The organism is Stappia sp. (assembly GCF_965276915.1).
Taxonomy (GTDB): Bacteria; Pseudomonadota; Alphaproteobacteria; order Rhizobiales; family Stappiaceae; genus Stappia.
In genome coordinates this window covers 232,476-255,915 of sequence record NZ_OZ255709.1, presented here as the reverse complement: position 1 = coordinate 255,915, position 23,440 = coordinate 232,476, and the positions used below count along the sequence as shown (strand labels likewise).

At 67.2% G+C, this 23,440-nt stretch carries 18 protein-coding genes; 10 read left to right on the top strand and 8 right to left on the bottom strand.

The window, feature by feature from the left end; all coding sequences use genetic code 11:
* Positions 1–41: 41 nt before the first annotated feature.
* The 3 genes from hemH to ACQY46_RS01140 all read left to right on the top strand — a co-directional run bounded on the left by hemH (position 42) and on the right by ACQY46_RS01140 (position 2,734).
* Positions 42–1,073, top strand: a complete 1,032-nt coding sequence (gene hemH / locus ACQY46_RS01150; RefSeq protein WP_428700383.1) for a ferrochelatase — start codon at positions 42–44, stop codon at positions 1,071–1,073.
* Positions 1,074–1,265: 192 nt separating this feature from the next.
* Complete coding sequence (locus ACQY46_RS01145; RefSeq protein ID WP_428698490.1) at positions 1,266–2,273, top strand: SPFH domain-containing protein; 1,008 nt, start codon at positions 1,266–1,268, stop codon at positions 2,271–2,273.
* Complete coding sequence (locus ACQY46_RS01140; RefSeq protein WP_428698488.1) at positions 2,270–2,734, top strand: NfeD family protein; 465 nt, start codon at positions 2,270–2,272, stop codon at positions 2,732–2,734. Before ACQY46_RS01145 ends, ACQY46_RS01140 begins: the two co-directional genes overlap by 4 nt.
* Before the next feature lie 65 nt (positions 2,735–2,799).
* Here the strand turns inward: ACQY46_RS01140 and ACQY46_RS01135 are convergent, their stop codons facing one another.
* From ACQY46_RS01135 to ACQY46_RS01125, 3 genes are all read right to left on the bottom strand, one after another.
* On the bottom strand, positions 2,800–3,651 hold the full coding sequence (locus ACQY46_RS01135; protein ID WP_428698487.1) for a flagellar motor protein MotB: 852 nt from the start codon (positions 3,649–3,651) through the stop codon (positions 2,800–2,802).
* Between the two features lie 21 nt (positions 3,652–3,672).
* A complete protein-coding gene (locus ACQY46_RS01130; protein ID WP_428698486.1) occupies positions 3,673–4,440 on the bottom strand; it encodes a motility protein A in 768 nt (255 codons plus the stop codon).
* 175 nt (positions 4,441–4,615) lie between these two features.
* Positions 4,616–5,647, bottom strand: coding sequence for a KpsF/GutQ family sugar-phosphate isomerase (locus ACQY46_RS01125; RefSeq protein ID WP_428698485.1), 1,032 nt, complete (start codon positions 5,645–5,647; stop codon positions 4,616–4,618).
* 227 nt (positions 5,648–5,874) lie between these two features.
* Here ACQY46_RS01125 and ACQY46_RS01120 point away from each other — a divergent pair, with 227 nt between their 5' ends.
* The 4 genes from ACQY46_RS01120 to ACQY46_RS01105 all read left to right on the top strand — a co-directional run bounded on the left by ACQY46_RS01120 (position 5,875) and on the right by ACQY46_RS01105 (position 11,437).
* Complete coding sequence (locus ACQY46_RS01120) at positions 5,875–7,320, top strand: outer membrane beta-barrel protein (RefSeq protein WP_428698484.1); 1,446 nt, start codon at positions 5,875–5,877, stop codon at positions 7,318–7,320.
* 145 nt (positions 7,321–7,465) lie between these two features.
* Positions 7,466–8,710, top strand: a complete 1,245-nt coding sequence (locus ACQY46_RS01115; RefSeq protein WP_428698483.1) for a lytic murein transglycosylase — start codon at positions 7,466–7,468, stop codon at positions 8,708–8,710.
* A gap of 73 nt (positions 8,711–8,783) precedes the next feature.
* Positions 8,784–9,953, top strand: a complete 1,170-nt coding sequence (locus tag ACQY46_RS01110) for an SGNH/GDSL hydrolase family protein (protein WP_428698482.1) — start codon at positions 8,784–8,786, stop codon at positions 9,951–9,953.
* Positions 9,954–10,072: 119 nt separating this feature from the next.
* The gene (locus ACQY46_RS01105; protein WP_428698481.1) at positions 10,073–11,437 is read left to right on the top strand and encodes a methyl-accepting chemotaxis protein; all 1,365 of its coding nucleotides are present in this window, start codon (positions 10,073–10,075) and stop codon (positions 11,435–11,437) included.
* A gap of 116 nt (positions 11,438–11,553) precedes the next feature.
* On the opposite strand, the gene ACQY46_RS01100 is transcribed toward ACQY46_RS01105, so the two are convergent.
* Both ACQY46_RS01100 and gltB read right to left on the bottom strand, forming a co-directional pair.
* The gene (locus ACQY46_RS01100) at positions 11,554–12,984 is read right to left on the bottom strand and encodes a glutamate synthase subunit beta (RefSeq protein WP_428698480.1); all 1,431 of its coding nucleotides are present in this window, start codon (positions 12,982–12,984) and stop codon (positions 11,554–11,556) included.
* Positions 12,985–12,998: 14 nt separating this feature from the next.
* Positions 12,999–17,732 (bottom strand): glutamate synthase large subunit, encoded by a 4,734-nt coding sequence (gene gltB, locus ACQY46_RS01095; protein WP_428698479.1) that lies wholly within the window; start codon positions 17,730–17,732, stop codon positions 12,999–13,001.
* 667 nt (positions 17,733–18,399) lie between these two features.
* Here gltB and ACQY46_RS01090 point away from each other — a divergent pair.
* Positions 18,400–19,431 (top strand): threonine aldolase family protein, encoded by a 1,032-nt coding sequence (locus ACQY46_RS01090; protein WP_428698478.1) that lies wholly within the window; start codon positions 18,400–18,402, stop codon positions 19,429–19,431.
* Between the two features lie 93 nt (positions 19,432–19,524).
* Here ACQY46_RS01090 and ACQY46_RS01085 read toward each other — a convergent pair whose 3' ends face one another.
* On the bottom strand, positions 19,525–19,980 hold the full coding sequence (locus ACQY46_RS01085; RefSeq protein ID WP_428698477.1) for an Hsp20 family protein: 456 nt from the start codon (positions 19,978–19,980) through the stop codon (positions 19,525–19,527).
* A 326-nt stretch (positions 19,981–20,306) separates the two neighbouring features.
* Between ACQY46_RS01085 and ACQY46_RS01080 the strand changes: the two genes are divergently transcribed.
* Both ACQY46_RS01080 and ACQY46_RS01075 read left to right on the top strand, forming a co-directional pair.
* A complete protein-coding gene (locus ACQY46_RS01080; protein WP_428698476.1) occupies positions 20,307–20,708 on the top strand; it encodes a hypothetical protein in 402 nt (133 codons plus the stop codon).
* 199 nt (positions 20,709–20,907) lie between these two features.
* Positions 20,908–21,897, top strand: a complete 990-nt coding sequence (locus ACQY46_RS01075; protein WP_428700382.1) for an alpha/beta hydrolase — start codon at positions 20,908–20,910, stop codon at positions 21,895–21,897.
* Here ACQY46_RS01075 and ACQY46_RS01070 read toward each other — a convergent pair.
* Together ACQY46_RS01070 and hisN are read right to left on the bottom strand one after the other, a co-directional pair.
* Positions 21,894–22,451 carry a putative immunity protein gene (locus ACQY46_RS01070; protein WP_428698475.1) on the bottom strand — a complete coding sequence of 186 codons (558 nt, stop codon included), beginning with the start codon at positions 22,449–22,451 and terminating at the stop codon, positions 21,894–21,896. The two genes, ACQY46_RS01075 and ACQY46_RS01070, sit on opposite strands and share 4 nt — an antisense overlap.
* Positions 22,452–22,571: 120 nt before the next feature.
* Positions 22,572–23,363, bottom strand: coding sequence for a histidinol-phosphatase (gene hisN, locus ACQY46_RS01065; RefSeq protein WP_428698474.1), 792 nt, complete (start codon positions 23,361–23,363; stop codon positions 22,572–22,574).
* Positions 23,364–23,440: the final 77 nt, after the last annotated feature.

Genomic DNA, 23,440 nt, shown 5'->3' with positions numbered 1-23,440 from the left:
TCGACCGCACGGCCGGCGCCGATGCGTCCCGGGCGCAGGAAATGCGCAGCTTGCGGCTGCCTGCGGACCATCCGAAGGTCAGGTCCGGCAAGGTCGGCGTCCTGCTGGTCAATCTGGGGACACCGGACGGCACCGACTACAGGTCCATGCGCCGTTACCTGAAGGAGTTCCTGACGGACAAGCGTGTCATCGAATGGCCGAAGGCGCTCTGGTACCCGATCCTGTTCGGCATCGTCCTGAACACGCGCCCGCAGAAGTCGGGCAAGGCGTACGAGGAAATCTGGAACAAGGAACTCGACGAGTCCCCGCTGCGGACCATCACCCGATCGCAGTCGGACAAGCTCTCCGCGGTGCTGGCCGGGGCGGGGGACAGGATCGTCGTCGACTGGGCGATGCGCTACGGCAATCCGTCGATCGCCTCCAGGCTCGAGCACCTGCGCGCGCAAGGCTGCGACCGCCTGCTCGTGTTCCCGCTCTATCCCCAGTATTCGGCCTCGACGACGGCGACGGTGAACGATGTGGTGTTCAAGGAGCTCCTCAAGCTGCGCTGGCAGCCGGCGCTGCGCACCGTGCCCCCCTATCACGACGATCCGGTCTACATTGATGCGCTCGCGACCTCGATCGAGACGGCGCTCGCCGGGCTCGATTTCGAGCCGGAGACGGTGCTCGCCTCGTTTCACGGGATTCCGCAGTCCTATTTTCGCAAGGGCGATCCGTATCACTGCCACTGCCACAAGACGACGCGGCTGTTGCGCGAGCGGCTCGGCTGGCCGGAAGACCGGCTGCGGATCACCTTCCAGTCGCGTTTCGGGCCGGAAGAATGGCTGCAGCCCTATACGGACAAGACGGTCGAGGCGCTGGCCGTTTCGGGCATGAAGCGCATCGCCGTGATCAATCCCGGTTTCGTGGCCGACTGCCTCGAGACGCTGGAGGAAATCGCCGGCGAGGCGGGAGAGATCTTCCATGAAAACGGCGGCGAGAAGTTCGCCCACATACCCTGCCTGAACGACAGCGGGCCGGGCATGGAGGTGATCGACGCGATCGTGCGCCGCGAACTCTCCGGCTGGATCTGACCACGCCCTAGTCGGGCATGCCCGTCCGGGCTTCCTCGACGTTTCGTCCATTGATGCGTCTTGTGCTTGCGCATCGCGCGCGAGCGCGTACATGTTGCAGCGGGATCCGGCCTGCCGGGCGTCTTTGCGCGCCCGAAGGCCTCAATCGCGCGTGGCGTGGTGCCGGCGCAGCGCAGGAAAAGGATGACGTCGATGCTCGAAGGTGTGGATCTGTTCGGGTTTGATATTCTTGTACTTGTGCTGCTTGTGCTGCTCGTTCTTGTCGTCATTGCCGGCATCAAGACGGTGCCGCAGGGCTTCAACTACACCGTCGAGCGCTTCGGCCGGTATCGCAAGACGCTGACGCCGGGCCTCAACATCATCGTGCCGTTCGTCGACCGCGTCGGTCACCAGATCAACATGATGGAGCAGGTGCTCGACGTTCCCACGCAGGAAGTCATCACCCGGGACAATGCCACGGTGAGCGCCGACGGCGTCACCTTCTACCAGGTGCTCGACGCGGCGCGCGCCGCCTACGAGGTCTCGGGGCTGGAGAACGCCATCCTCAACCTGACCATGACCAACATCCGTTCGGTCATGGGTTCGATGGATCTCGACGAGTTGCTGTCCAACCGCGACGAGATCAATGCCCGGTTGCTGCGGGTGGTGGATGCGGCCGCCTCGCCCTGGGGCATCAAGATGACCCGCATCGAGATAAAGGACATCAATCCGCCGCGCGACCTGGTCGAGGCAATGGGCCGGCAGATGAAGGCGGAGCGCGAGAAGCGCGCGTCGATCCTCGAGGCGGAAGGCAAGCGCCAGTCGGAGATCCTGCAGGCGGAAGGCGAGAAGCAGTCGCTGATCCTGGAGGCCGAGGGCCGGCGCGAGGCCGCCTTTCGCGATGCCGAGGCGCGTGAGCGCGCCGCCGAAGCCGAAGCCAAGGCGACGCTCATGGTCAGCGAGGCGATCGCCGCCGGCGACATGCAGGCGATCAACTATTTCGTCGCCAACAAGTATGTCGAGGCGCTCGGCCAGTTTGCCCGCTCGCCCAACCAGAAGCTCCTGATCCTGCCGACGGAAACCACCGCCGTGCTCGGGTCGCTCACCGGTATTGCCGAGATCGCCAAGGAAGCGTTCGGTCCCGACAACCGGGCCCGTGCCCGTGCGGCCGCCGTTCCCAATACCGGCAACGGCGAGCGTGGCGGCGAGGACCGTGCATGAGCATCGTCGAACGGCTGGTGCACGAGCTGGGTCCCTGGATCTGGTGGATCGTCGGCCTGTTGCTGCTCGGGCTCGAGGTGCTGGCTCCCGGCACCTTCTTCCTCTGGTTCGGCCTTGCAGCGATCATCGTGGGCACGCTCGCGATCGTCGTCGACATCCCATGGCAGCTGGCGCTGGTTCTTTTCGGCGTTCTGTCCGTGGCCAGCATGATCGCCGGCCGCATGGTGATGAGCCGCAAGGGCAACGAGGGCGGCGATCCCAACCTCAACCGCCGGGCCGATCGCCTGATCGGCCGCGAGTTCGTCCTGGCCGCGCCGATCAGCAATGGCGAGGGCACGGTCGGGATCGACGACACGGTGTGGCGGGTGCGCGGACCGGACTGTCCGGCGGGAACGCGGATCGCCATCGCGGGTGTCGACGGCGCCACACTGGTCGTCGCCCTGGCGGAATCGCGGACCTGATCCCGTCCCGTTCGTCCGGGCGAGCGCCCGGATCGCAAGCTCGCTTGTCCTGAAGGCCGTTCGGTTCAGGGATTGTGCCCGAGCGGGATCGGCGGCGCCTCGCGCATCAGGAGGATGCCTATCCGGCGGTTGGCCGCCAGATAGGGGTCGTTGGGAAACAGCGGCTCGGTATCCGCCTTGCCGACCACGCCGTAGAAGCGGTCCTGCGGGATGCCGTATTCGGACAGGATCTGGCGTGCGGCATTGGCCCGGTCGGCGGACAGTTCCCAGTTGGTGTAGCCGGGATTGATCGTCATGCCGCCCGAGGTGGTGTGGCCGGTGACCTGGATGCGGTTCGGCATGCGGGCGATGACCGGCGCCATCTTGGCGAGCAGCCGCCTGGTGATCTCGTAAGGGTACTTGGAGCCTTCCGGGAACATCGAGCGTCCGTCCTGGTCGACCAGGGTGACGTTGAGGCCCTCTTCCGTCTCTTCCAGGATGATGTTCGAGGAAATCTCCGTGATGTCGGGCATTTCCTGCCAGGCCTGGCGTAGCGAGGCGGCGGCTGTGGCGAACTGGCGGGGATGCTCGATGTCGGCTTCGCGCACGTCATGGGTGTTGGCTTCCGCCCCCTGCTTGCGCCGCTTCTCGTGGCGCTCGGCGGCGAAGTCCGAATCCAGCTCCTCGGGAACCTGGGTGATGTCCTTCATGTAGTCGCGGATCGGGATGCCCTCGACCTCGATGATACCGGTCCGGCGGGCCGTCTCCTTGACGCCGAAAGCCTCGCGCATCGAGCCCGCGACCACCTGCAGCTTCTGCTTGTCCTGAATGGAGAAGGAGATGATCAGCACGAAGAAGCAGACGAGTAGCGACATCAGGTCGGCGAATGTCACCAGCCATTCCGGGGCGCCGCCGGCAGCCTGTTTGCGTTTTGCCATATCGACGTCTCCGTTTCCGCCTCAGGCGGCTTCAGCGAACTCGGCGCGCGCCTTTTCCGGCAGGTAGGCGATCAGCATGTCGCGGATCAGCGCCGGGCTCTTGTTCTCGCGGATCTGCAGGACACCGTCGATCACGAGGGTCTGGTTGACCTCCTCGACCTCGAACTTGGAATCGAGCTTGTCGACCAGCGGCAGGCAGACGACGTTGGCGATCAGCGCGCCGTAGAGCGTGGTCAGCAGGGCGATGGCCATCGAGGGGCCGATGGTCGAGGGGTCGTCCATGGTGGCAAGCATCTGCACGAGGCCGACCAGCGTGCCGATCATGCCGAAGGCGGGGGCGGAGTCGCCAAGCGCCTTGAATATCTTGCGGCCTTCCTGGAGGCGGTCGAGATAGAGGTCGCGGTCGCGCTCCATCGTCTCCTTGATGAAGTCGGCCTCGTAACCGTCGGCGATGTACTGCACGCCCTTGGCGAGTGTCGGATCGCTGACCTCGACATTCTCGAGGCCGAGCGGGCCGGACTTGCGCACCGTGTCGGCGAGGCTGCCGATTTCCTCGATGAGATCGCGGGGGCTTGCCTTCTTGTGGGTGAAGGCGACCTTGCCGCCGACGACGAAGGCGCTGCCGATGCCGGCCAGCGGAAAGCGGACAAGCGTTGCCGCGAAGCCGCCGCCGATGACGATCAGGATCGAGGGAACATCGATAAACTGGGTGAGGCTGCCGCCAAGAAGAATGGCAACGAAAACCACCGCGAACGCCGCGCAAATGCCAATGATCGAGCCGAGATCCATGACGCTGATACTCTCCGGAACAGTTCGGCCCGTTTGCGGACCCGGAGAGATCATAGGCGCGGCGTGGCTAATCAATCCCTAAGCGCGGCCAAAGAATGGCCGTGGGCGGCCCGAAAATACGTTAGGGTTAACAGAGACCTAATTGCCGGAACGCGTTTCCGTCGGCGAGACAGGGTCAGGCGACGCCGTGGCGGAGCAGATCGTGCAGGTGGATGATGCCGACCGGCCGTCCGTCGTCGACCACGAAGACGGCGGTGATCGACGAGCGGTTGATGAACTCCATGGCGGAGGCGACCAGCATGTCGGCCGGGATCGTCTTGGGAGCGTGGGTCATCACCTGCTGCGCGGTCTTGTCGAGGAAGTCGTGGCTCAGGTGGCGGCGCAGGTCGCCGTCGGTGATGATGCCGGCCAGAGCGCCGGCCTCGTCGACGATGCCGAGCACGCCGAAGCCCTTCTGGGTGATCAGGACGATGGCGTCGCGCATCGCGGTCTCGGCGCCCGCCAGCGGCAGCTTGTCGCCCGAATGCATGATGTCGCGGGCGTGCAGGAGGCTGGAGCCCAGGCGCCCGCCCGGGTGGTAGGTCTTGAAATCGAGGGCAGTGAAGCCGCGCGCCTCGAGCAGGGCGATGGCCAGCGCGTCGCCGGTCGCCATCTGCAGGATCGTCGAGGTGGTCGGGGCAAGGCCGTGCGGGCAGGCCTCCTCGACCTTGGGCAGCGCCAGCACGATGTCCGCCGCCGTGCCGAGCGCGCTTTCGGCGCGCGACGTGATGGCCACAAGCGGCACCTTGAAGCGCCGCGTATAGGCAATGGTCGGGCCCAGTTCCTGCGTCTCGCCCGACCAGGACAAGGCCAGCACGACATCATTGTCGGTGATCATGCCGAGGTCGCCATGGCTTGCCTCCGTCGCATGAACGAAGGAAGCCGGGGTTCCGGTGGAGGCGAAGGTCGCGGCGATCTTGGCCCCGACATGGCCGCTCTTGCCGACGCCGGTCACGATCACCCGGCCGCGCGCGGCGACGATCGTCTCGACGGCGCGGGCGAAGGGGGCGGAAAGCCCGTTCTCCAACGCCTCGCGCAGCGCCTCGAGCCCGGCCACTTCCGTGACGATCGTGCGCACGGCAGACCGGCCGGCCGAACGGAGGTCCGCTTCACTGGCGGTTTCGGTTCCGGTGACGGGCGCTGGCTGAGGGGCGGCGGTGAGGGTCATTGCGGTGTCCATGTTGGAATGAGCCCTCATAGCCCTCCCGGCCGGATGCGGCAAGTGCGGGAGCCTTGAGGGGGTAGACGCCGGTCGCGGCGCAACTCTCCGTTAACCTTAACAGACCATTATCATGGCCAAAGTGGGCCGCATGCGCCCGCATTCCAATCGGGTCGACGATGAAGCGGTACCTTTCCCCAGTCCTTGCTGCGCTTGCGCTGCTTGCAGCGCCGGCCATGCCGTACGCGCCCGCGATGGCGCAGGACAGCAGCCTGCGCGGCGGCTTTGGCGATGAGGGGGGACTGCAGGACGCGACCGATGCCGAGCAGGGCACGGGTTCCCAGTCCGGGCAGACCGGCTCGGCTGGCAATGGAGACACGGGGACCCGTGGCACTATTTCCGGGATCGGGACGGATGCGGGCGAGGAGGCCGAGGCGCTTGCCGATGTCGGGCGGGTGCGCCCGGTGCAGCCGTTTGCCGAGCGCCTGCGCGCGGTGCAGCGGCGGACGGCGAATGTGGGCGGGGGCACGCTGGCGGAAACGGTTTATGACGGGGAGACGACCCGGGACGCACCCCGCGGTATCCGCGTCGGGTCCTTCCTGTTGTATCCTGAGCTCTTCACGGGGTTGGGCTGGACCGACAACCAGGCGGGCGATGCGACCGGCACCGGCGGGGCGACTTACCGGGTCGCGCCGTCCTTGCGGATCCAGTCCGAGTGGAACCGTCACCGTCTCGGCGTCAACTTTCGCGGCAGCTATATCGACTATCCGGGCGGCGGCAATCTCGAGGCGGATCCGAGCGTGACGACGGACGCCTTGCTGACGCTTGAACTGGGAGACCGAAGCGAGGTCGATGTCGAAGCCCGTTACGGGCTTGCCCTGCAGGATCGCGGCACGGCGGAATCGACCGGCGGCGACCAGGATATCCACGAGGTCGGGGCCGGTCTGGCGCTGCGCCACGATCTGGGCCTTGTCGGCGCGGAACTGCGCGGCCGGGTCGATTCAACGCTCTACAGCGGCGCTGGCGGCGCGGTCGCCAGCCGCGAGCGGGACAACGCGCTTGCCACCGTCACCCTGCGGGTGGAAGGCAATACGGGGGCTTTCGCCACACCCTTTGCCGAGGCCAGCGTGCTTGGCCGGCACTACTTCGAAAAGTGTCCGGATCTCACCCTTTGCGCGGACCGCGATTCGCGAGGGTACGGACTGCGCGCCGGCGTTGCCTTTGACAATGGCGGCAAGATCAGCGGCGACATCGCCATCGGCTGGCGCAGCGAGACGCTGGACGACAAGCGCCTGGCGAAGCTGGAAGGACTGACGATCGACGGGTCGCTGGTCTGGTCTCCGACCAGGCTGACGACGGTGACAGCGCTGGCGAGCACCGATTTCTCGCCCTCGACGATTGCCGGCACTCCCGGCTCCGTTATCTATTCCGGCGATATCCGCCTCGCGCACGGGTTCTCCGACGCGTTGAGCAGCGAAGTGGGCGTGGGCTATTCCTGGCGGGACTACACCGGCGTCGTGCTGACCGAGCAGGAAACGCGCGCCACCACCGCGCTGACCTGGGCGCTGACATCGAACGTCGCCTTGCAGGGGCGCTACACATATCGCCGCTTCACGTCGAGCACGGCGGGGTCGGGTTATGATTCGAACACGATCGAGGCGGGTCTGCGCTTCCGCCATTGACCCGTCCGGCCGGCGCCGTGCATTCGGCAAGAGCGCGCAAGCGCCGGCAGGAACACAGTATCCGGGGCGCCTGGGGGGGCGAATGCGGACGGTACTGCGCGGAACGCGCCAGCGCCACCGCGCCATGGGACGATCAGGAGTGTCGATGTCTTTCTTGCGAACAACCCGGGCCGCGATCCGCCACGCCGCCGGAGGCGGCCGGTTGCCGGCCGTGCTGGCGCTCGGGCTGATGGCCCTTGCGAGCGGAGGAACGCCTGCGCTTTCCGATGTCGCCTTCGACCGATGGGTGGACCGGTTCTGGCCGGTGGCGCGGGAAGCGGGCGTTTCGAGGAACACCTACCAGCGGGCATTCCAGGGTGTGACGCCCGATCCCGACACGATCCGGCTGATGAACAAGCAGTCGGAATTCGTCAAGCCGATCTGGGACTATCTCGACAGCGCGGTCTCCGACAGCAGGGTGGAAAAGGGGCGCGAGATGCTCACCACCTATGCCCGCGAGCTGGCGGCGATCGAGGCCCGCTACGGGGTTGACCGGGAGGCGGTGGTCGCGATCTGGGGCATGGAAACGAATTACGGGTCGTTCATGGGCGAGCACTATGTGGTGCGCGCACTGGCGACGCTTGCCTATGCCGCGCCGCGACGGCAGGATTTCTGGACGCGCGAGCTCGTCACCGCGCTGAAGATCATCGATGACGGACATGTCGCGCCCGACCGGATGGAAGGTTCCTGGGCCGGGGCCATGGGACATACGCAGTTCATGCCCTCCAGCTGGAAGCAGTATTCCTCCGACTATGACGGGGACGGTCGCCATGACATCTGGACCAGCATCCCGGACGCATTGGCCTCGACCGCGAACTACCTGAAGCGGCACGGCTGGCAGGGCGGCAAGACCTGGGGCTACGAAGTCGTGCTGCCGCGCGGGTTCGACTATTCCCATGTGGATACCGAGAAGAACCTCGGCGACTGGGCCCGGCTCGGCATCCTCCGCACCGGCGGCCGCAACTTCCCGCGCCCTTCCGACGATGCCGAACTGGTGCTGCCGGCCGGGGCCTCGGGCCCGGCCTTCCTGATGCTGCGCAATTTCTACGTGATCAAGCGCTACAACAACGCCACCGCCTATGCGCTCGGCGTCGGTCACCTTTCCGATCGCATCCGTGGCGGCGAGCCGTTTGTCCAGCCCTGGCAGCGGGACGCGCTTCCGCTGTCGCGGCCGCAGACGGAAGAACTGCAGACCCTGCTGAACAGGCGCGGCTTCTCCGTCGGGACCGCCGACGGGCGGGTGGGACCGGCGACGCGGCGCGGCATCCGCTCCTACCAGAAGTCGGCGGGCCTGATCCCCGACGGCTATGCCTCCGTCGCCTTGCTGGACCACATTCGCTCGGGGCGCTGAGCGGCTGCAGTCGGGCGGGGCCGCGATGCGCTGGGCGCTTGGAGCGGGGCAGCGCTTCCGCTAGGATCGGGCCATGATCAAGGATCACTCCACCGGAACCGGTTCTGCCTGGCGCGGCATGCATTGCGTGTGCCGGCGGGCTGCCGGCCGCCTGCTTGCCGTGTTTCTGGCGGTGCTTCTTGCCGGGTCGCTGGGTCTTGCGTCTCCGGCGAGCGCCCAGGACGGGCGGCCGATCGTGCGACCCGGCGACACGACGGGCAGCGGTTTTCACCCGCTGACGCCGCTGTTCCGGCTGTTCGGCGTCGAGAACCGCCGCCAGCGGGTGCGGATCAAGGAGCGGAACCCGCGTGAGCGGATCCAGCAACCGCGCGAGCCGGCCCGACCCGTGATCGTCGAGGTGCCCAAGGAAGCGGATGCGCGCGTGGTTCTGGTGGTTGGCGATTCGCTGGCCGGAGAACTCGCCGAAGGCCTGGAGGCAACCTATTCGGAGGTTGCCTCGGTGCGTGTCGACAGTCTCGTGCTCGACGATGTCGGGCTCGCCGGCGGCGGCACGGGCGATCTGGGCGACCGTATCCGCGGCATCGTCCAGGGGCGCAAGGTCGCTGTCGTGGTGGCGCTGATCGGGTCGCATGACGTGAGCGATATCGAGGCGGCAACGGGGACGGCCGGGTTCCGGTCGGAGGAATGGAACGCTGCCTACGACCGGCGCGTGGGGGCGCTCATCTCCGCGACCCGTGCGCAGCGCACGCCGATGGTCTGGGTCGGCCTGCCGCCGCCGAAGGGTCAGGCACGGCGCGCCGATTTCAGCCATATCAACACCGTCGCCAAGCAGCGGGTCGATGCCAGCAACGCGATCTATGTCGATGTCTGGGACGTGTTTCTCGACGAGAATGGCGGCTACACATCCTACGGCCCGGACGTTGAAGGCACGCGGCGACGGTTGCGCTCCGGCGACGGGATCGGCTTCACCTGGCCCGGCCGGCGGAAGATCGCCTTCTTTGCGGAACGCTCGATTGCCCGGATCCTCGGATCGTCCGGCGCCTTTGCCTTCGAGGGCGTCGAGGACGATCCCAACTTCATCGTCCTGACCGGCCGACAGGGAGCGCCGGAGACGGTTCTGGCGGGGGGCGAGGATGCACGCAACGAGCCGGTTGCCGATACGCCGCAATACAGGTTGATCGTCCAGGGCGCACCCCTTGCCCCGGCCAATGGCCGCGTCGACGATTTCCGGCAGGTCGAATGAGCCGACCGGCACGCGCGCTGCCGCCGCTGACGCGACGGTATCCGGGCTCCTACGTAATTACCTAATTTTTCACGATTTTCTGGAACTCTTCCGGCACCCAACCGCGCAAGGTTCCCGAGATGACATCCAGCCGCCCGACACCCTGGTCCCTGACTGTTCTGGGCCGTTTCCTCCTGATGGTGGCGACCGCCGCCCTGATCATGCTGGGGGGAACCGGCTATGCCTTCTATGTCTTCCGAACATCGCTGGTCACGGCCCTTGGCGACCCGGCACAGGCGCCGGAGTTTCTCGGGCCGACGGCGACGGCCAAGCTCGACGGGCTTATCCTGGGGCAGATGCTGGAAATCGCGCTGGTCTGCCTGCCCGTCGGCATCGCCTTCCTGGCGCTGGCCTTCTGGCTGGCGCTGGGCGTGCGGCGGCCGCTGAAGGCCTTGCAAAAGGGCCTGGTGGCGCTGTCGGGCGGGGATTTCGACATCACCATAGCCGGGGCGGAGCGCGGCGACGAGATTGGCGCCATCGCCCGCTCGGTCGCCGATTTCCGGGTGAAGCTGGCGGAAAAGGCCGAGCAGGACGCACGCCGCACGCTGGAGCAGCAGGAACGCATGGCCCTGCAGCGCGGGGAGACATTGCGCCAGGTGGCGGCGGAGTTCGAGGAAACCGTGGTCGGTGTGGTGCACCGGCTCGGCGATGCGGCCGGCCGCGTGGCAGGACTTTCCAACGATCTGGACGGCGCTGTCGAGGTCGCCGGAAACGCCGTCGAGCAGGCGTCGGGCTCCTCGATGCAGGCGACGAGTTCCGTCTCGACGGCGGCGGAGGCGGCCGAGGAGATGACCCAGTCGATCCTGTCGATCGGCCGGGAAATGGAGCAGGCGGCGGCGATGGCGCGGGCGGCGGTGGAGGAATCGCGCTCCACCGACGCGATCGTCGGACGGCTTGCCGACAGCGGCCGGGCCATCGGGGAAGTTGTTGACCTGATTAAACAAATCGCCGACCAGACCAACCTCCTGGCGCTCAACGCGACGATCGAGGCGGCCCGTGCCGGCGAGATGGGACGCGGCTTCGCGGTGGTTGCAAACGAGGTGAAGACACTCGCCGGCCAGACCTCGCGGGCGACCGAGGATATCTCGCAGCAGGTCGAGGCGGTGCAGCAGGTGTCCGAGCAGGCGGTCGGCGCGATCCGCTCGATCGCCGGCACGGTGGAGCGCATCAACGCGATCTCCGACACGATCCTCGGCGCCGTGCAGAAGCAGATGTCGGCAACCGGGGAAATCACCCAGAGCGTCGAGTTCGCCACCCAGAACACCGAGAGTGTCGCCTCAAGCATGGACGATCTGGCGCGGGCAAGCAGCAGCACCCGCAACGCCACCGACCAGATCCGCGGCGCGACAGCCGAGCTTGCCGAACTGTCGGGCACGCTGCACGCCCAGGTCGGGGGTTTCCTGACCAGCATCCGCGACAGCTACGGGGAACAGAGCGCCGCCTGAGTGCTCCGCGACAGTCCCGGACGAAGCGAAAACGGCGCCCGAAGGGGCGCCGTTTGACTCATTTGCGACAATTCTCGCGCAAGATTTTCGAAAAATTGCACGGATTTTTATCGGATTTAGCGCGGCAAATTTGAACTGCCGGTCAGGTGCAGGTCGATGGCGCGCGCCGCCTGGCGACCCTCGCGGATCGCCCAGACGACCAGCGACTGTCCCCGGCGCACGTCGCCGGCGGCGAACACCCCGTCGATCGTGGTCTTGTAGTCCTGGGTGTTGGCCAGGACATTGGCGCGGCCGTCGCGGGCGATGGCATCCCCCAGTTCGCCCAGATAGGTGCCCTCCAGCGGACCGGCGAAACCGATGGCGATCAGCACCAGCTCGGCCCGCAGGATGAACTCGGTTCCCTCGATCGGCCGTCGCTTCTCGTCGACGCGGGCGCATTTGACGCCGGTGACATGTCCGTCCTCGCCGACAATGGCAAGGGTTGCCGCCGCGAACTCCCGGTCGGCGCCTTCCGCCTGGGAGGAGGAGGTGCGCATCTTGGTCGGCCAGTAGGGCCAGATGTTGAGCTTGTCTTCCTTTTCCGGCGGGCGCGGTCGGATGTCGAGCTGGGTGACGGAGAGTGCCCCCTGGCGGAACGAGGTGCCGACGCAGTCCGAGGCGGTGTCGCCGCCGCCGATGACGACGACGTGCTTGCCGCCGGCCCAGTAGGGCGCCTCGGCCGAGACGTCCTCGCCGCCGACGCGGCGGTTCTGCTGAACCAGGAAGGGCATCGCGTACATGCTGCCGGCAAGGTCCATGCCGGGCAGTTCCGGATCGCGCGGACGCTCGGCGCCGCAGGTCAGCAGCACCGCGTCATGACGATGGCGGAGCTCGTCGACGGTGATGTTGACGCCGACATTGGCGCCGTAGTGGAATTCGACGCCCTCGCCCTGCATCTGCTCGACGCGGCGGTCGATATAGTGCTTCTCCATCTTGAAGTCGGGGATGCCGTAGCGCATCAACCCGCCGGCGCTCGGCTCCCGCTCGTAGACATGCACCGTGTGGCCGGCGCGGGCGAGCTGCTGGGCGGCCGCCATGCCGGCCGGACCGGAACCGACGACGGCGACGGTCTTGCCGGTGCGGAACGGCGCAGGCTCCGGGCGGATCCAGCCTTCGGACCAGGCCTTGTCGGCAATCGCCTGCTCGACCGTCTTGATCGCGACCGGCGCGTCCTCGAGGTTCAGCGTGCAGGCTTCCTCGCAAGGGGCGGGACAGATGCGTCCGGTGAACTCCGGGAAGTTGTTGGTGGAGTGCAGGTTGCGCGCCGCCTCTTCCCAGTCGCCATTATAGACCAGGTCGTTCCAGTCGGGGATCTGGTTGTTGACCGGGCAGCCGACAGGGCCGTGGCAATAGGGGATGCCACAGTCCATGCAGCGGGCCGCCTGGCGCTCGACTTCCTTGTCCTCGAGCGGAAGGGTGAACTCCCTGAAGTGACGGATGCGATCGGAGGCCGGCTGGTACTTCTGTTCCTGCCGGTCGATCTCGAGAAATCCGGTGACTTTTCCCATTTTGTCCGTCTCCCTTACTCGGCCGCCACCAGGCCGAGCCGCTTTTCTTCCATTTCGCGAAGGGCGCGCCGGTACTCGACCGGCATCACCTTGACGAATTTCGGCCGGAACTCATCCCACTTGTCGAGGATCTCCTGCGCCCATGCCGAACCCGTGTGGGCGACATGGTTGGAGATGAGCTGGCGCAGCCGTTCGTCGTCGTGTCGGGTCATGTCGGCGGTCAGGTCGACCCGGCCCTTGTGTTCGATGTCGCCACCATGGTGGTGGAGCTTTTCCAGGAGGTCGTCTTCCTCTGGGACCGGCTCGATGTCGACCATGGCGAGGTTGCAGCGGTTGCGGAACGAACCGTCCTCGTCGAGCACATAGGCGACGCCGCCCGACATGCCGGCGGCGAAGTTGCGGCCCGTCCAGCCGAGGACGACGACAACGCCGCCCGTCATGTATTCGCAGCCATGGTCGCCGACGCCCTCGACAACCGCGAGAGCGCCGGAATTCCGCACCGCGAAACGCTCGCCGGCGATGCCGCGGATATAGCATTCACCCTCGGTCGCGCCGTAAAGCACGGTGTTGCCGGCGATGATCGAATAGTCCGGATCGGCGCCGCTTTTCGGGCTCGGGCGAATGACCAGCTTGCCGCCGGCAAGGCCCTTGCCGACATAATCGTTGGCATCGCCCTCGAGCGTCATGGAGATGCCGCGCGCCAGGAAGGCGCCGAAGGCCTGGCCGGCGGTGCCCGTCAGGCGGATGTCGATGGTGCCGGGCTTCAGTCCCTTGTGGCCGTAGCGCCGGGCAACCTCGCCCGACAGCATGGCGCCGGCCGAGCGATCGACATTCATGATCGTCTCAGTGATCTCCACCGGCTCCTTGCGCTCCAGGGCAGGGGCGGCGGCTGCGATCAGGCGGCGGTCGAGAATGTCGTCGATCGGATGCTTCTGGCGCTCGGTCCAGCGCTTCGCCGCGGCCGGCGCGTCCGGCACATGGAAGATGCGGGTGAAGTCGAGCCCCTTGGCCTTCCAGTGGTCGATCATCTTCTCCTGGTCGAGAAGGTCGGCGCGTCCGACAAGCTCGTCGAAGCGGGCAATGCCCATCGCGGCCATCATCTCGCGCACTTCCTCGGCGACGAAGAAGAAGTAGTTGACCACATGCTCCGGCGTGCCCTTGAAGCGCTTGCGCAGGACCGGGTCCTGGGTGGCGACGCCGACCGGGCAGGTGTTGAGGTGGCACTTGCGCATCATGATGCAGCCGGCGGCGATCAGCGGCGCAGTGGAGAAGCCGAACTCGTCGGCCCCCAGCAGCGCGCCGACGATGACGTCGCGGCCGGTCTTCAGCCCGCCATCGACCTGCAGCGCGATGCGCGAGCGCAGCCCGTTCAAGACGAGGGTCTGCTGGGTCTCGGCAAGGCCGATCTCCCAGGGGCTGCCGGCATGCTTGATCGAGGTCAGCGGCGAGGCGCCGGTGCCGCCGTCATAGCCGGACACGGTGATGTGGTCGGCCCGCGCCTTGGCGACGCCGGCGGCAACGGTGCCGACACCGACTTCCGAGACCAGCTTGACCGAGATGTCGGCGGCCGGGTTGACGTTCTTCAGGTCGTAGATGAGCTGCGCCAGGTCCTCGATCGAATAGATGTCGTGATGCGGCGGCGGCGAGATCAGGCCCACCCCTTGCGTCGAGTGACGCACCTTGGCGATCACCGCGTCGACCTTGTGACCGGGCAACTGGCCGCCCTCGCCGGGCTTGGCCCCTTGCGCGACCTTGATCTGGATCATGTCGGCATTGACGAGATAGTCGGTGGTCACGCCGAAGCGGCCCGAGGCGACCTGCTTGATGGCAGAACGCATCGGGTTCTGCGAGCCGTCGGGGAGCGGCGCGTAGCGCTCCGGCTCCTCGCCGCCCTCGCCGGTGTTCGACTTGCCGCCGATCCGGTTCATGGCGATGGCGAGCGTCGAATGCGCCTCGCGGGAAATCGAGCCGAAGGACATGGCGCCGGTGGAGAAGCGCTTGACGATCTCCGCCGCCGGTTCGACCTCGTCGAGCGGGATCGGCTTGCGGCCGGCCTCGTCCGCCATCTTTATCCGGAACAGGCCGCGAATGGTGAAGCGGCCGTTCTCCTCGTTGGTCTCGCGGGCGAAGTCCCGGTACTTCTCCGGGACGTTGCCGCGCACCGCATGCTGCAGCGAGGCGATGTTGTCCGGCGTCCACAGGTGGCTCTCGCCGCGGACGCGGTAATTGTACTCGCCGCCCACATCGAGCGAGCGGCGCAGGACCGGCACGTCGGCGAAGGCGAGCGCGTGGCGGCGCGTGGTCTCGTTGGAAACGGCCTCCAGGCCGATGCCCTCGATGCTCGTGGCGGTGCCGAAGAAATACTCGTTGACGAAGTCGGTCGCGAGGCCGACGGCATCGAAGATCTGCGCGCCGCAATAGGACTGGTAGGTCGAGATGCCCATCTTGGACATGACCTTGAGGATGCCCTTGTCGATCGACTTGATGTAGCGGTAGACGACCTCGTCGGCGTCGACCTCCTCGGGGAAGTCGAGCTCGGCATGGAGCTGCAGCAGCGTTTCGAAGGCGAGATAGGGGTTGATCGCCTCGGCGCCGTAGCCGGCAAGCACGCAGAAATGATGCACCTCGCGCGCCTCGCCGGTTTCCACCACGAGGCCGACGGAGGTGCGCAGGCCCTTTCGGATCAGGTGGTGGTGCACGGCGGCCGTCGCCAGCAGCGCCGGGATCGGAATGCGGGCGCGGCTGAGCAGGCGGTCGGACAGGATAATGATGTTGTAGCCGTTGACGACCGCGCGCTCGGCGTTGGCGCACAGGTTGTCGAGCGCCTCGCGCATGCCTTCCGCGCCGCGTGTCGCGTCATAGGTGATGTCGAGCGTCTTGGCCGAGAACTGGTTGTCGGCGGTGTCGCCGATGGTGCGGATCTTCTCCAGGTCGTCATTGGTGAGGATCGGCTGACGCACTTCCAGGCGCTTCGACGTGGCGAGGCCCTTGAGGTCGAACAGGTTCGGCCGCGGCCCGATGAAGGAGACGAGGCTCATCACCAGCTCCTCGCGGATCGGGTCGATCGGCGGGTTGGTGACCTGGGCGAAGTTCTGCTTGAAATAGGTGTAGAGCAGCTTCGGCTTGTCGGAGAGCGCGGAGATCGGCGTGTCCGTGCCCATCGAGCCGATGGCCTCCTGGCCGACGGTCGCCATCGGCTGCATCAGGAGCTTGATGTCTTCCTGGGTGTAGCCGAAGGCCTGCTGGCGGTCGAGCAAGGTCTCGGCGGCGACCGGCGCGCGGCCGCGCACCGCCGGCATCTCCTCCAGCACGATCTGGGTGCGGTGCAGCCAGTCCTTGTAGGGATTGGCGGTCGACAGGCTGCGCTTGATCTCGTCGTCGGAGATGATGCGACCTTCCTGAAGGTCGATCAGCAGCATCTTGCCCGGCTGCAGGCGCCACTTGCGGATGATCTTCTCCTCCGGCACCGGCAGGACGCCGACTTCCGAGGACATGATCACCATGTCGTCGTCGGTGACGACATAGCGGGCCGGGCGCAGGCCGTTGCGGTCGAGCGTCGCGCCGATCTGGCGGCCATCGGTGAAGGCGACCGCGGCCGGACCGTCCCACGGCTCCATCAGGGCCGCGTGATACTCGTAGAAGGCACGCAGGTTGTCGTCCATCAGCGGGTTGCCGGCCCAGGCTTCCGGGATCAGCATCATCGCGGCGTGGGCGAGCGAATAGCCGCCGCGCACCAGGAACTCGAGTGCGTTGTCGAAGCAGGCGGTGTCCGACTGGCCCTCGTAGGAAATCGGCCAGAGCTTGGAGATGTCGTCGCCGAACAGCGGCGAGGACACGGACGCCTGGCGCGCCGCCATCCAGTTGACGTTGCCGCGCAGCGTGTTGATCTCGCCGTTATGGGCGACCATCCGGTAGGGGTGGGCAAGATCCCAGGAGGGGAAGGTGTTGGTCGAGAAGCGCTGATGGACGAGCGCCAGCGCGGACGTGAAGCGCGGATCCTTCAGGTCGGCATAATAGGCGCCGAGCTGATAGGCGAGGAACATGCCCTTGTAGACCAGCGTGCGGCTCGACAGCGAGACGATGTAGAAGCCGTTGTCGACGGCATCGGTCTCGGCCCGCACGACATTGGAGATGACCTTGCGCAGCACGAACAGGCGGCGCTCGAAATCGTCCTCGGTCTCGCAGTCGCGGCAGGCGATGAAGACCTGGCGCGAAACCGGCTCGGTGGCGGCGATGTCGGGCGCCTTGGAAAGCGAGGAATTGTCGACCGGCACGTCGCGCCAGCCCAGACACGCCTGTCCTTCCGCGTTGATGACGCGCTCGACGAGTTCCTCACAGGTGCGGCGCAGGGCCGGATCCTGGGGCAGGAAGAGGAAACCGACGCCGTAGCGGCCCTTTTCGGGCAGGTCGATGCCAAGGCCCTTTGCCTCGGCGGCGAAGAAGTCATGCGGGATCTGCACCAGCATGCCGGCGCCGTCGCCCATCAACGGGTCGGCGCCGACCGCGCCGCGATGGGTGAGGTTCTCCAGCACCTGCAGGCCGTCGGCGACGATCCGGTGCGAGGGGGTGCCCTTCAGGTGGGCGACAAAGCCGACACCGCAGGCGTCGTGCTCGCGCGCGGGGTTGTAGAGGCCCGAGCGCGCGGCTTCTTCGCGACGCTGGCGCAGCGTTTTGGGGGCAGTGGCATTGGCCGGTGCGGTTGCGCCTGCGAAGCCCTGTGCCTCGATCATCGCGTCGGTCTTGCTCATGTCTGCCCTCTTTCTCATCCCGTGCAGGGTCCGACCTTTCCCGTTCGGGTCGCGCTTCTTTCCAAAGAAGCCCGGCTCGTGCGGCGAACGGGCGGACGCCCTGACGCTGACCAGTGAAGCGGACCGTTCCCGGGTCCGCCTTTTCCGGCGGTGCCTCCACAAGGGAGATCCGCCCAATACCCCCCGGCGTGTGCCTGCCGGACCTGCCGGCCGTCATCGGCCGGTTGCTGTCGCCTGCCTCGCGGTTTCGCGCCCGGCTTTCGCCTGGTCGTCGACCCGCAGGTTCCAAGGCTCTTTTAACACATGCCGCGGCCGGTGTTCAGCCGTCCGTCCCGCCCGATGGCGGCGGGGCCGGGACGCCGGCGCAACGTGGCCAGCCCCGGCCGCGTCTGGGCATTCCGCCAAAAGGGACAGTATTCCTGTCCTATCTGACGGAGGCGCACAATGCCAGATTTCCCGGGGGGGAGCAAGCGGCTTGCGCAAGGTCCGGCAACTATTTCTTGCGCCGGGCACGGGGGCTTTTGTCATTATCGCAACGCGGTGCGGCCGTCGCGAGCAAGAATGTGTCGAAGGACCGCGCCGACGGGCTCCGGTGCCGCTGTGCCGGCAGCAGCGGCGGGGCGCGCGGCATCTTGCATGCGCGGCCATCCTGCGCCTAGATCGTGACATGATATTCGCCAGCGACAATTGGGCGGGGGCATCGCAGCCGGTGATCGATGCGATGATCCGCCACAACACCGGATCGGCGCCAGCCTATGGCACCGATCCGCTCACCGAGCGCGTCACGCAGCGCTTTCGCGACATCTTCGAGCATGACGTGAGCGTCCTGTTCACCGCGACGGGGACGGGGGCGAACGCGCTCGCCATGGCCGGTTGCGCCCGGCCGGCCGGGCTGGTGATGACCAGCGGGACGGCGCATATCCATTGCGACGAGTGGGGCGCGACGGAGTTTTACACCCACGGCATGAAGCTGGTGCCGGTGGCCACGACCAAGGGCAGGATCTCGGCCGGCGATCTTGCGAGAGAGATCGGAAAATATCCCGAGGGCAGCCGTTTCGGCGTGCCGGTGGCGCTGAGCCTGACCCAGGCGAGCGAATGCGGGACGGTCTACACGCCCGCCGAGGTCGCGGCGTTGACAGGGGCGGCGAAGACGCGCGGCATGGTCTGCCACATGGACGGCGCGCGCTTTGCCAATGCGCTGGTGCATCTGGGCTGCACGCCGGCGGAGATGACCTGGAAGGCGGGGATCGACATCCTCTCCTTCGGCGCGACCAAGAACGGTTGCTGGTGCGCCGAGGCGATGGTGGTGTTCAACCCGGACCGCGTGCGCGACCTGGTCACCTTGCGGGCCCGGGCCGGGCATCTTTTTTCCAAGTCGCGCTTCGTCGCCGCCCAGTTCGACGGCTATTTCGAGGGCGGCCACTGGCTGGATCTTGCCGGTCACGCCAACGCGATGGCGCGGCGGCTTTCGGAGGGGCTGGCGGCGGCCGGCCACAAGCTCGCCTATCCGGTGCAGGCCAACGAGGTGTTCCCGCTGCTCGATCTTGCGACGATCGCGCGGCTCAGGGCCGCGGGAGCGGCCTTCTACGAATGGCCGGAGGCAGGCAGCAGCGAGGACCGCGTCGCCGTGCGCCTCGTTACTTCCTTTGCGACGCCTGAGGCCGATGTCGACCGGTTCGTGGAGATCGCCGGCGGCTGAGCGGACAAGGTCACGTCAACAAAAGGCCGGCCGGGAGATCCCGGCCGGCCTCGTCATGTCAGGAGGCGCGATCCGCGCCAAGCGGGCCGCCGGTCAGTTGACCGTCGCCTCGATCTGGCGGCGCTCGTCCGAGCTCACGCCGATCTCGATCTTGCGCGGCTTCATCGCCTCGGGGATCTCGCGCACGAGATCGATGTGCAGAAGGCCGTTCCTGAGGCTGGCGCCCTTGACCTCGACATGGTCGGCGAGCTGGAAGCGGCGCTCGAAGGCGCGGGCCGCGATGCCGCGATAGAGCACCTCGCCGGCCTCGGCTTCCTGGTTGCGCTCGCCCTTGATGGTGAGCACGTGCTCCTTGGCCTCGATGGTCAGGTCGCTCTCGCCGAAACCGGCGACCGCCATGGAGATGCGATAGGCATTCTCGCCGGTGCGCTCGATGTTGTAGGGCGGATAGCTCGGCGTGTCCTGGGCGGAGGAGGTGTCGAGCATGGAGAGCAGCCGGTCGAAGCCGACGGTGGAACGGTAGAGCGGGCTGAAATCAAGATGACGCATCGTATTGTCCTCTCACTGAGCAACAGGTGATGGGTTCAACCGTCCGGATCCTGCCGTCATGGCCAGGGGGACGATCCGTGTCGCGGACCCGTTAGCGGCGCCCGCAGGCTTGAGATGGGGATGGCTCGGAGCGCCGTCAAGAGGGGGCGCTGGCGGCGGCAAAACGGCGGCGGGCGGCCATTGCCGGCGGGCCGGGCAAGGGGAGGGGAGGCGCCGGTCCGCAGATGAACGGCGGGTGAACGGGGCCTTCCGGTACGGTTCACCCGGGTCGATGCATTGTCGGGATGTCGATACGGCGCAGATGCGCCCAACCAGGAGACAGACCGATGAGGACCTCGCTTTTCGCCGCCGCCGCTCTCGGCTTCGTGCTTTCCATCTCCGGCGCCCAGGCGCTCGATGCCCGCGCCGGCAAGACGCCGGTCGCGGCGCCGGTGTCCGCCTCCGTCGAGGTTCAGCTCGTCGGCCAGCGCCGCGACCGGGGCTACCGCGCCCATCGCCTCGGCCCGCGCCAGATCGTCCGCCACCTGCACCGCAAGGGCTACAAGCGGATCGCCAACCTGCGCCCGCGCGGCGATGTTTATGTCGTCCGTGCGCATGGCCGCCGCGGCGTGCCGCAGCGCCTCGTGGTCGATGCCTACTCGGGCCGGATCGTCGGCCGCGCCGTCGTCGGCGGCTGGGGCGGCCCGGGCCGTGGCGGCTGGGATCGTCGCGGCGGGGGTCGCTGGTAAGGCTGCCTGCGTCCGGCGCAGTCGCACCAGCAAGAACGGGCCGCCGGAGTTGAGCCGGCGGTCCCGCTCCTGTAAGAGAAACGGGAGCTTCCGGTTTCGGCCGGACCGGTCCGTCCCGGAGGCTGGCCCCGGCGTAACGGGCCTTTTGCAACGATCAGGGGGGACGCGCCGGCGTCCGGAGGACGAAAGCGCCTTGGCCATGGACCTTTTCGATCATCCGGAAAATCCGATCCCGGCAGGCGGCATCTGCGCCAGCGTGACCACACGCGACGGCATCCGCCTGCGCACCGCCCGCTGGATGCCGGACCGGGGCCCGCTGAAGGGAACCGTGACGCTGCTGCAGGGCCGCGCCGAATTCATCGAGAAGTATTTCGAGACGATCAGCGACCTCAGGGCGCGCGGCTTCGCGGTCGTCACCTTCGACTGGCGGGGGCAGGGCGGGTCCGAGCGGCTGCTGTCCAATCCCCGTCGCGGCCATGTCGACGATTTTTCCGACTATGTCACGGATCTCGAACATGTGATGCGCGAGGTGACGCTCGCCTGCATGCCGGGGCCGCATCACCTGCTTGCCCATTCGACCGGCGGCGCCATCGCGCTGCTGGCGGCCGGACGGCTCAGGACCCAGGTCGAGCGGGCGGTCCTTTCCGCGCCGCTGATCGGGCTCGGCAAGATCGGCGGCAGGCTGCCGCAGCGGATCATCTGCCCGCTGGCAAGCACGCTTTCGGCTTTCGGCTTCGGCCAGGCATTCGTGCCCGGCGGCAAGGAGAAGCTGGAGATGACGTTCGAAAGCAATCCGCTGACGTCGGATGCCGTGCGGTTCCACCGCAACGAAGCCGTCCTGTCGGCCTATCCGCATCTGGAAATCGGGGCGCGGACGATCGACTGGCTGGCCTCGGCCTGCCGGACGATGAACCGCTTCCTGGCTCCGGACTTCGGCCCGGCCCTGTCGCTGCCGGTGCTGATCGTCGCCTCGACCGGCGACGGGATCGTCTCCACACGCACCGCGGAGCGCTTCGCCCGCCAGACACGCTCGGCGCGGTTCCTGGAAATCGCCGGCGCGCGCCACGAACTGCTGATGGAGGACGATCTCTATCGCGACCAGTTCCTGGCCGCATTCGACGCCTTTGTCTCGGACACAACCGTTGCAGCCCGGGCAGGGCGCTCCGAACCGGCCGTGTCGTCAGCCTAGCGTGACGGATCTTCCGTCACCCCCGGTCCGCGAACGGTGCGATCCAGTTCACGCATCAATTCTCCAACCCGGCCACCTCCGGGCGGGGCCGCAGGATAGCGGCGCAGCACACTTGCGACGAGGGGTGTCGCCAGGTCCCGGAGCGTCGCCAGATGACCGTCTGCCTCCCCTTCACCCGACAGTTCGATTGCTCGCGCGGCATGGGCGGCGGATCCGAGAATGTGTTTGACCTGCGTCGCATCGGCGAGGGGATGCAGGTAAGCCGCGCCGGCCGCAGCAGCAGCCGCGCGGGCAACCTGGCCGGCGGCGATCTCGCCGGCATCGGCGGCCTCCCTGGCTGACCGCAGCGCGGCCCAGGCGCACTCGCGCAGCACCCTGCTCCGTCTGGCGCCATCCGCGAACGCGCGACCCGCCTCAACCGCTGCAGATGGACGCATGTCGGCCGGCCTGCAGGCTTCGAAGACCGGAAGAACCAGGCGGGCGCAGGCGACCGCGTAAGCCGTGACCGCGCGCAATTCCTCCAGGCCAAGTTCGATCCGCGTGTCGCGTGTCATCGTGCACTGCCAAGAGTGTTGCAGCCGGTCTTGCAGACCGGGCGATCAAGACCACCGCCAAGGGATGCCCGGGCCGCTGCGTGAAGAGACTGCCGAACGTGCGTGCCGCCGGTTCACATTTCAGGCGGCGGCTCCTGCGAGCATCGCCAGCACCTGGTCATGCAGGCGCCGGTCGCCGGTCGCCAGGATCTGCCCGCCATTCGCCGGCGACCCGCCGCTCCAATTGGTGACCGCACCTCCGGCGCCCTCGATGATCGGTGCCAGGGCGACGATGTCATAGGGCTGCAGCCCGGTCTCGATGACGAGGTCGACCTGGCCGCTGGCCACCATGCAGTAGCCGTAGCAGTCGGTGCCGTAGCGGGCGGTGCGCACCGTGCGCTCGATCTCCTGATAGATGTCGCGCTCGGCACCCCGGAAAAGGCCGGGATGGGTGGTGCAGATGATCGCATCCGACAGGCTGGCGCAGTCACGGGTCTTCAGCGCGCGGCGGGTGCCGCGATGCGACAGCCAGGCCGAGCGGCCGTCGCCGTAGAAGCGCTCGGCCACATAGGGCTGGTCCATGACGCCGAAGACCGGTTTGCCATGCCGGTTGAGCCCGATCAGGGTGCCCCAGGTGGGCAGGCCGCAGATGAAGGCCCGGGTGCCGTCGATGGGATCGAGAACCCAGACATGCTCGGCGTCGAGGCGGACACTGCCATGCTCCTCGCCGAGGATGCCGTGCCCGGGATAACTTGCCTCGATCAGCTCGCGGATTGCCGTCTCGCCGGCCCGGTCGGCGATGGTGACGGGATCGAAGCCGCCCTGCTCCTTGTTGCCGACCGAAAGATCGGTGCGGAAATGCGGCAGGATCGCCTCCGCCGAGGCGGCGCAGAGCCGGTCGGCAAACGCGGCGAGGTCTTCGGTCTTCAGCATCGGGAGCGGTTCCTTCGAATCCTGCGGGCAAATCCTGGCGGCAAGTCCCGCCGGTCGGCCGCGTCGGGCGCTGTCGG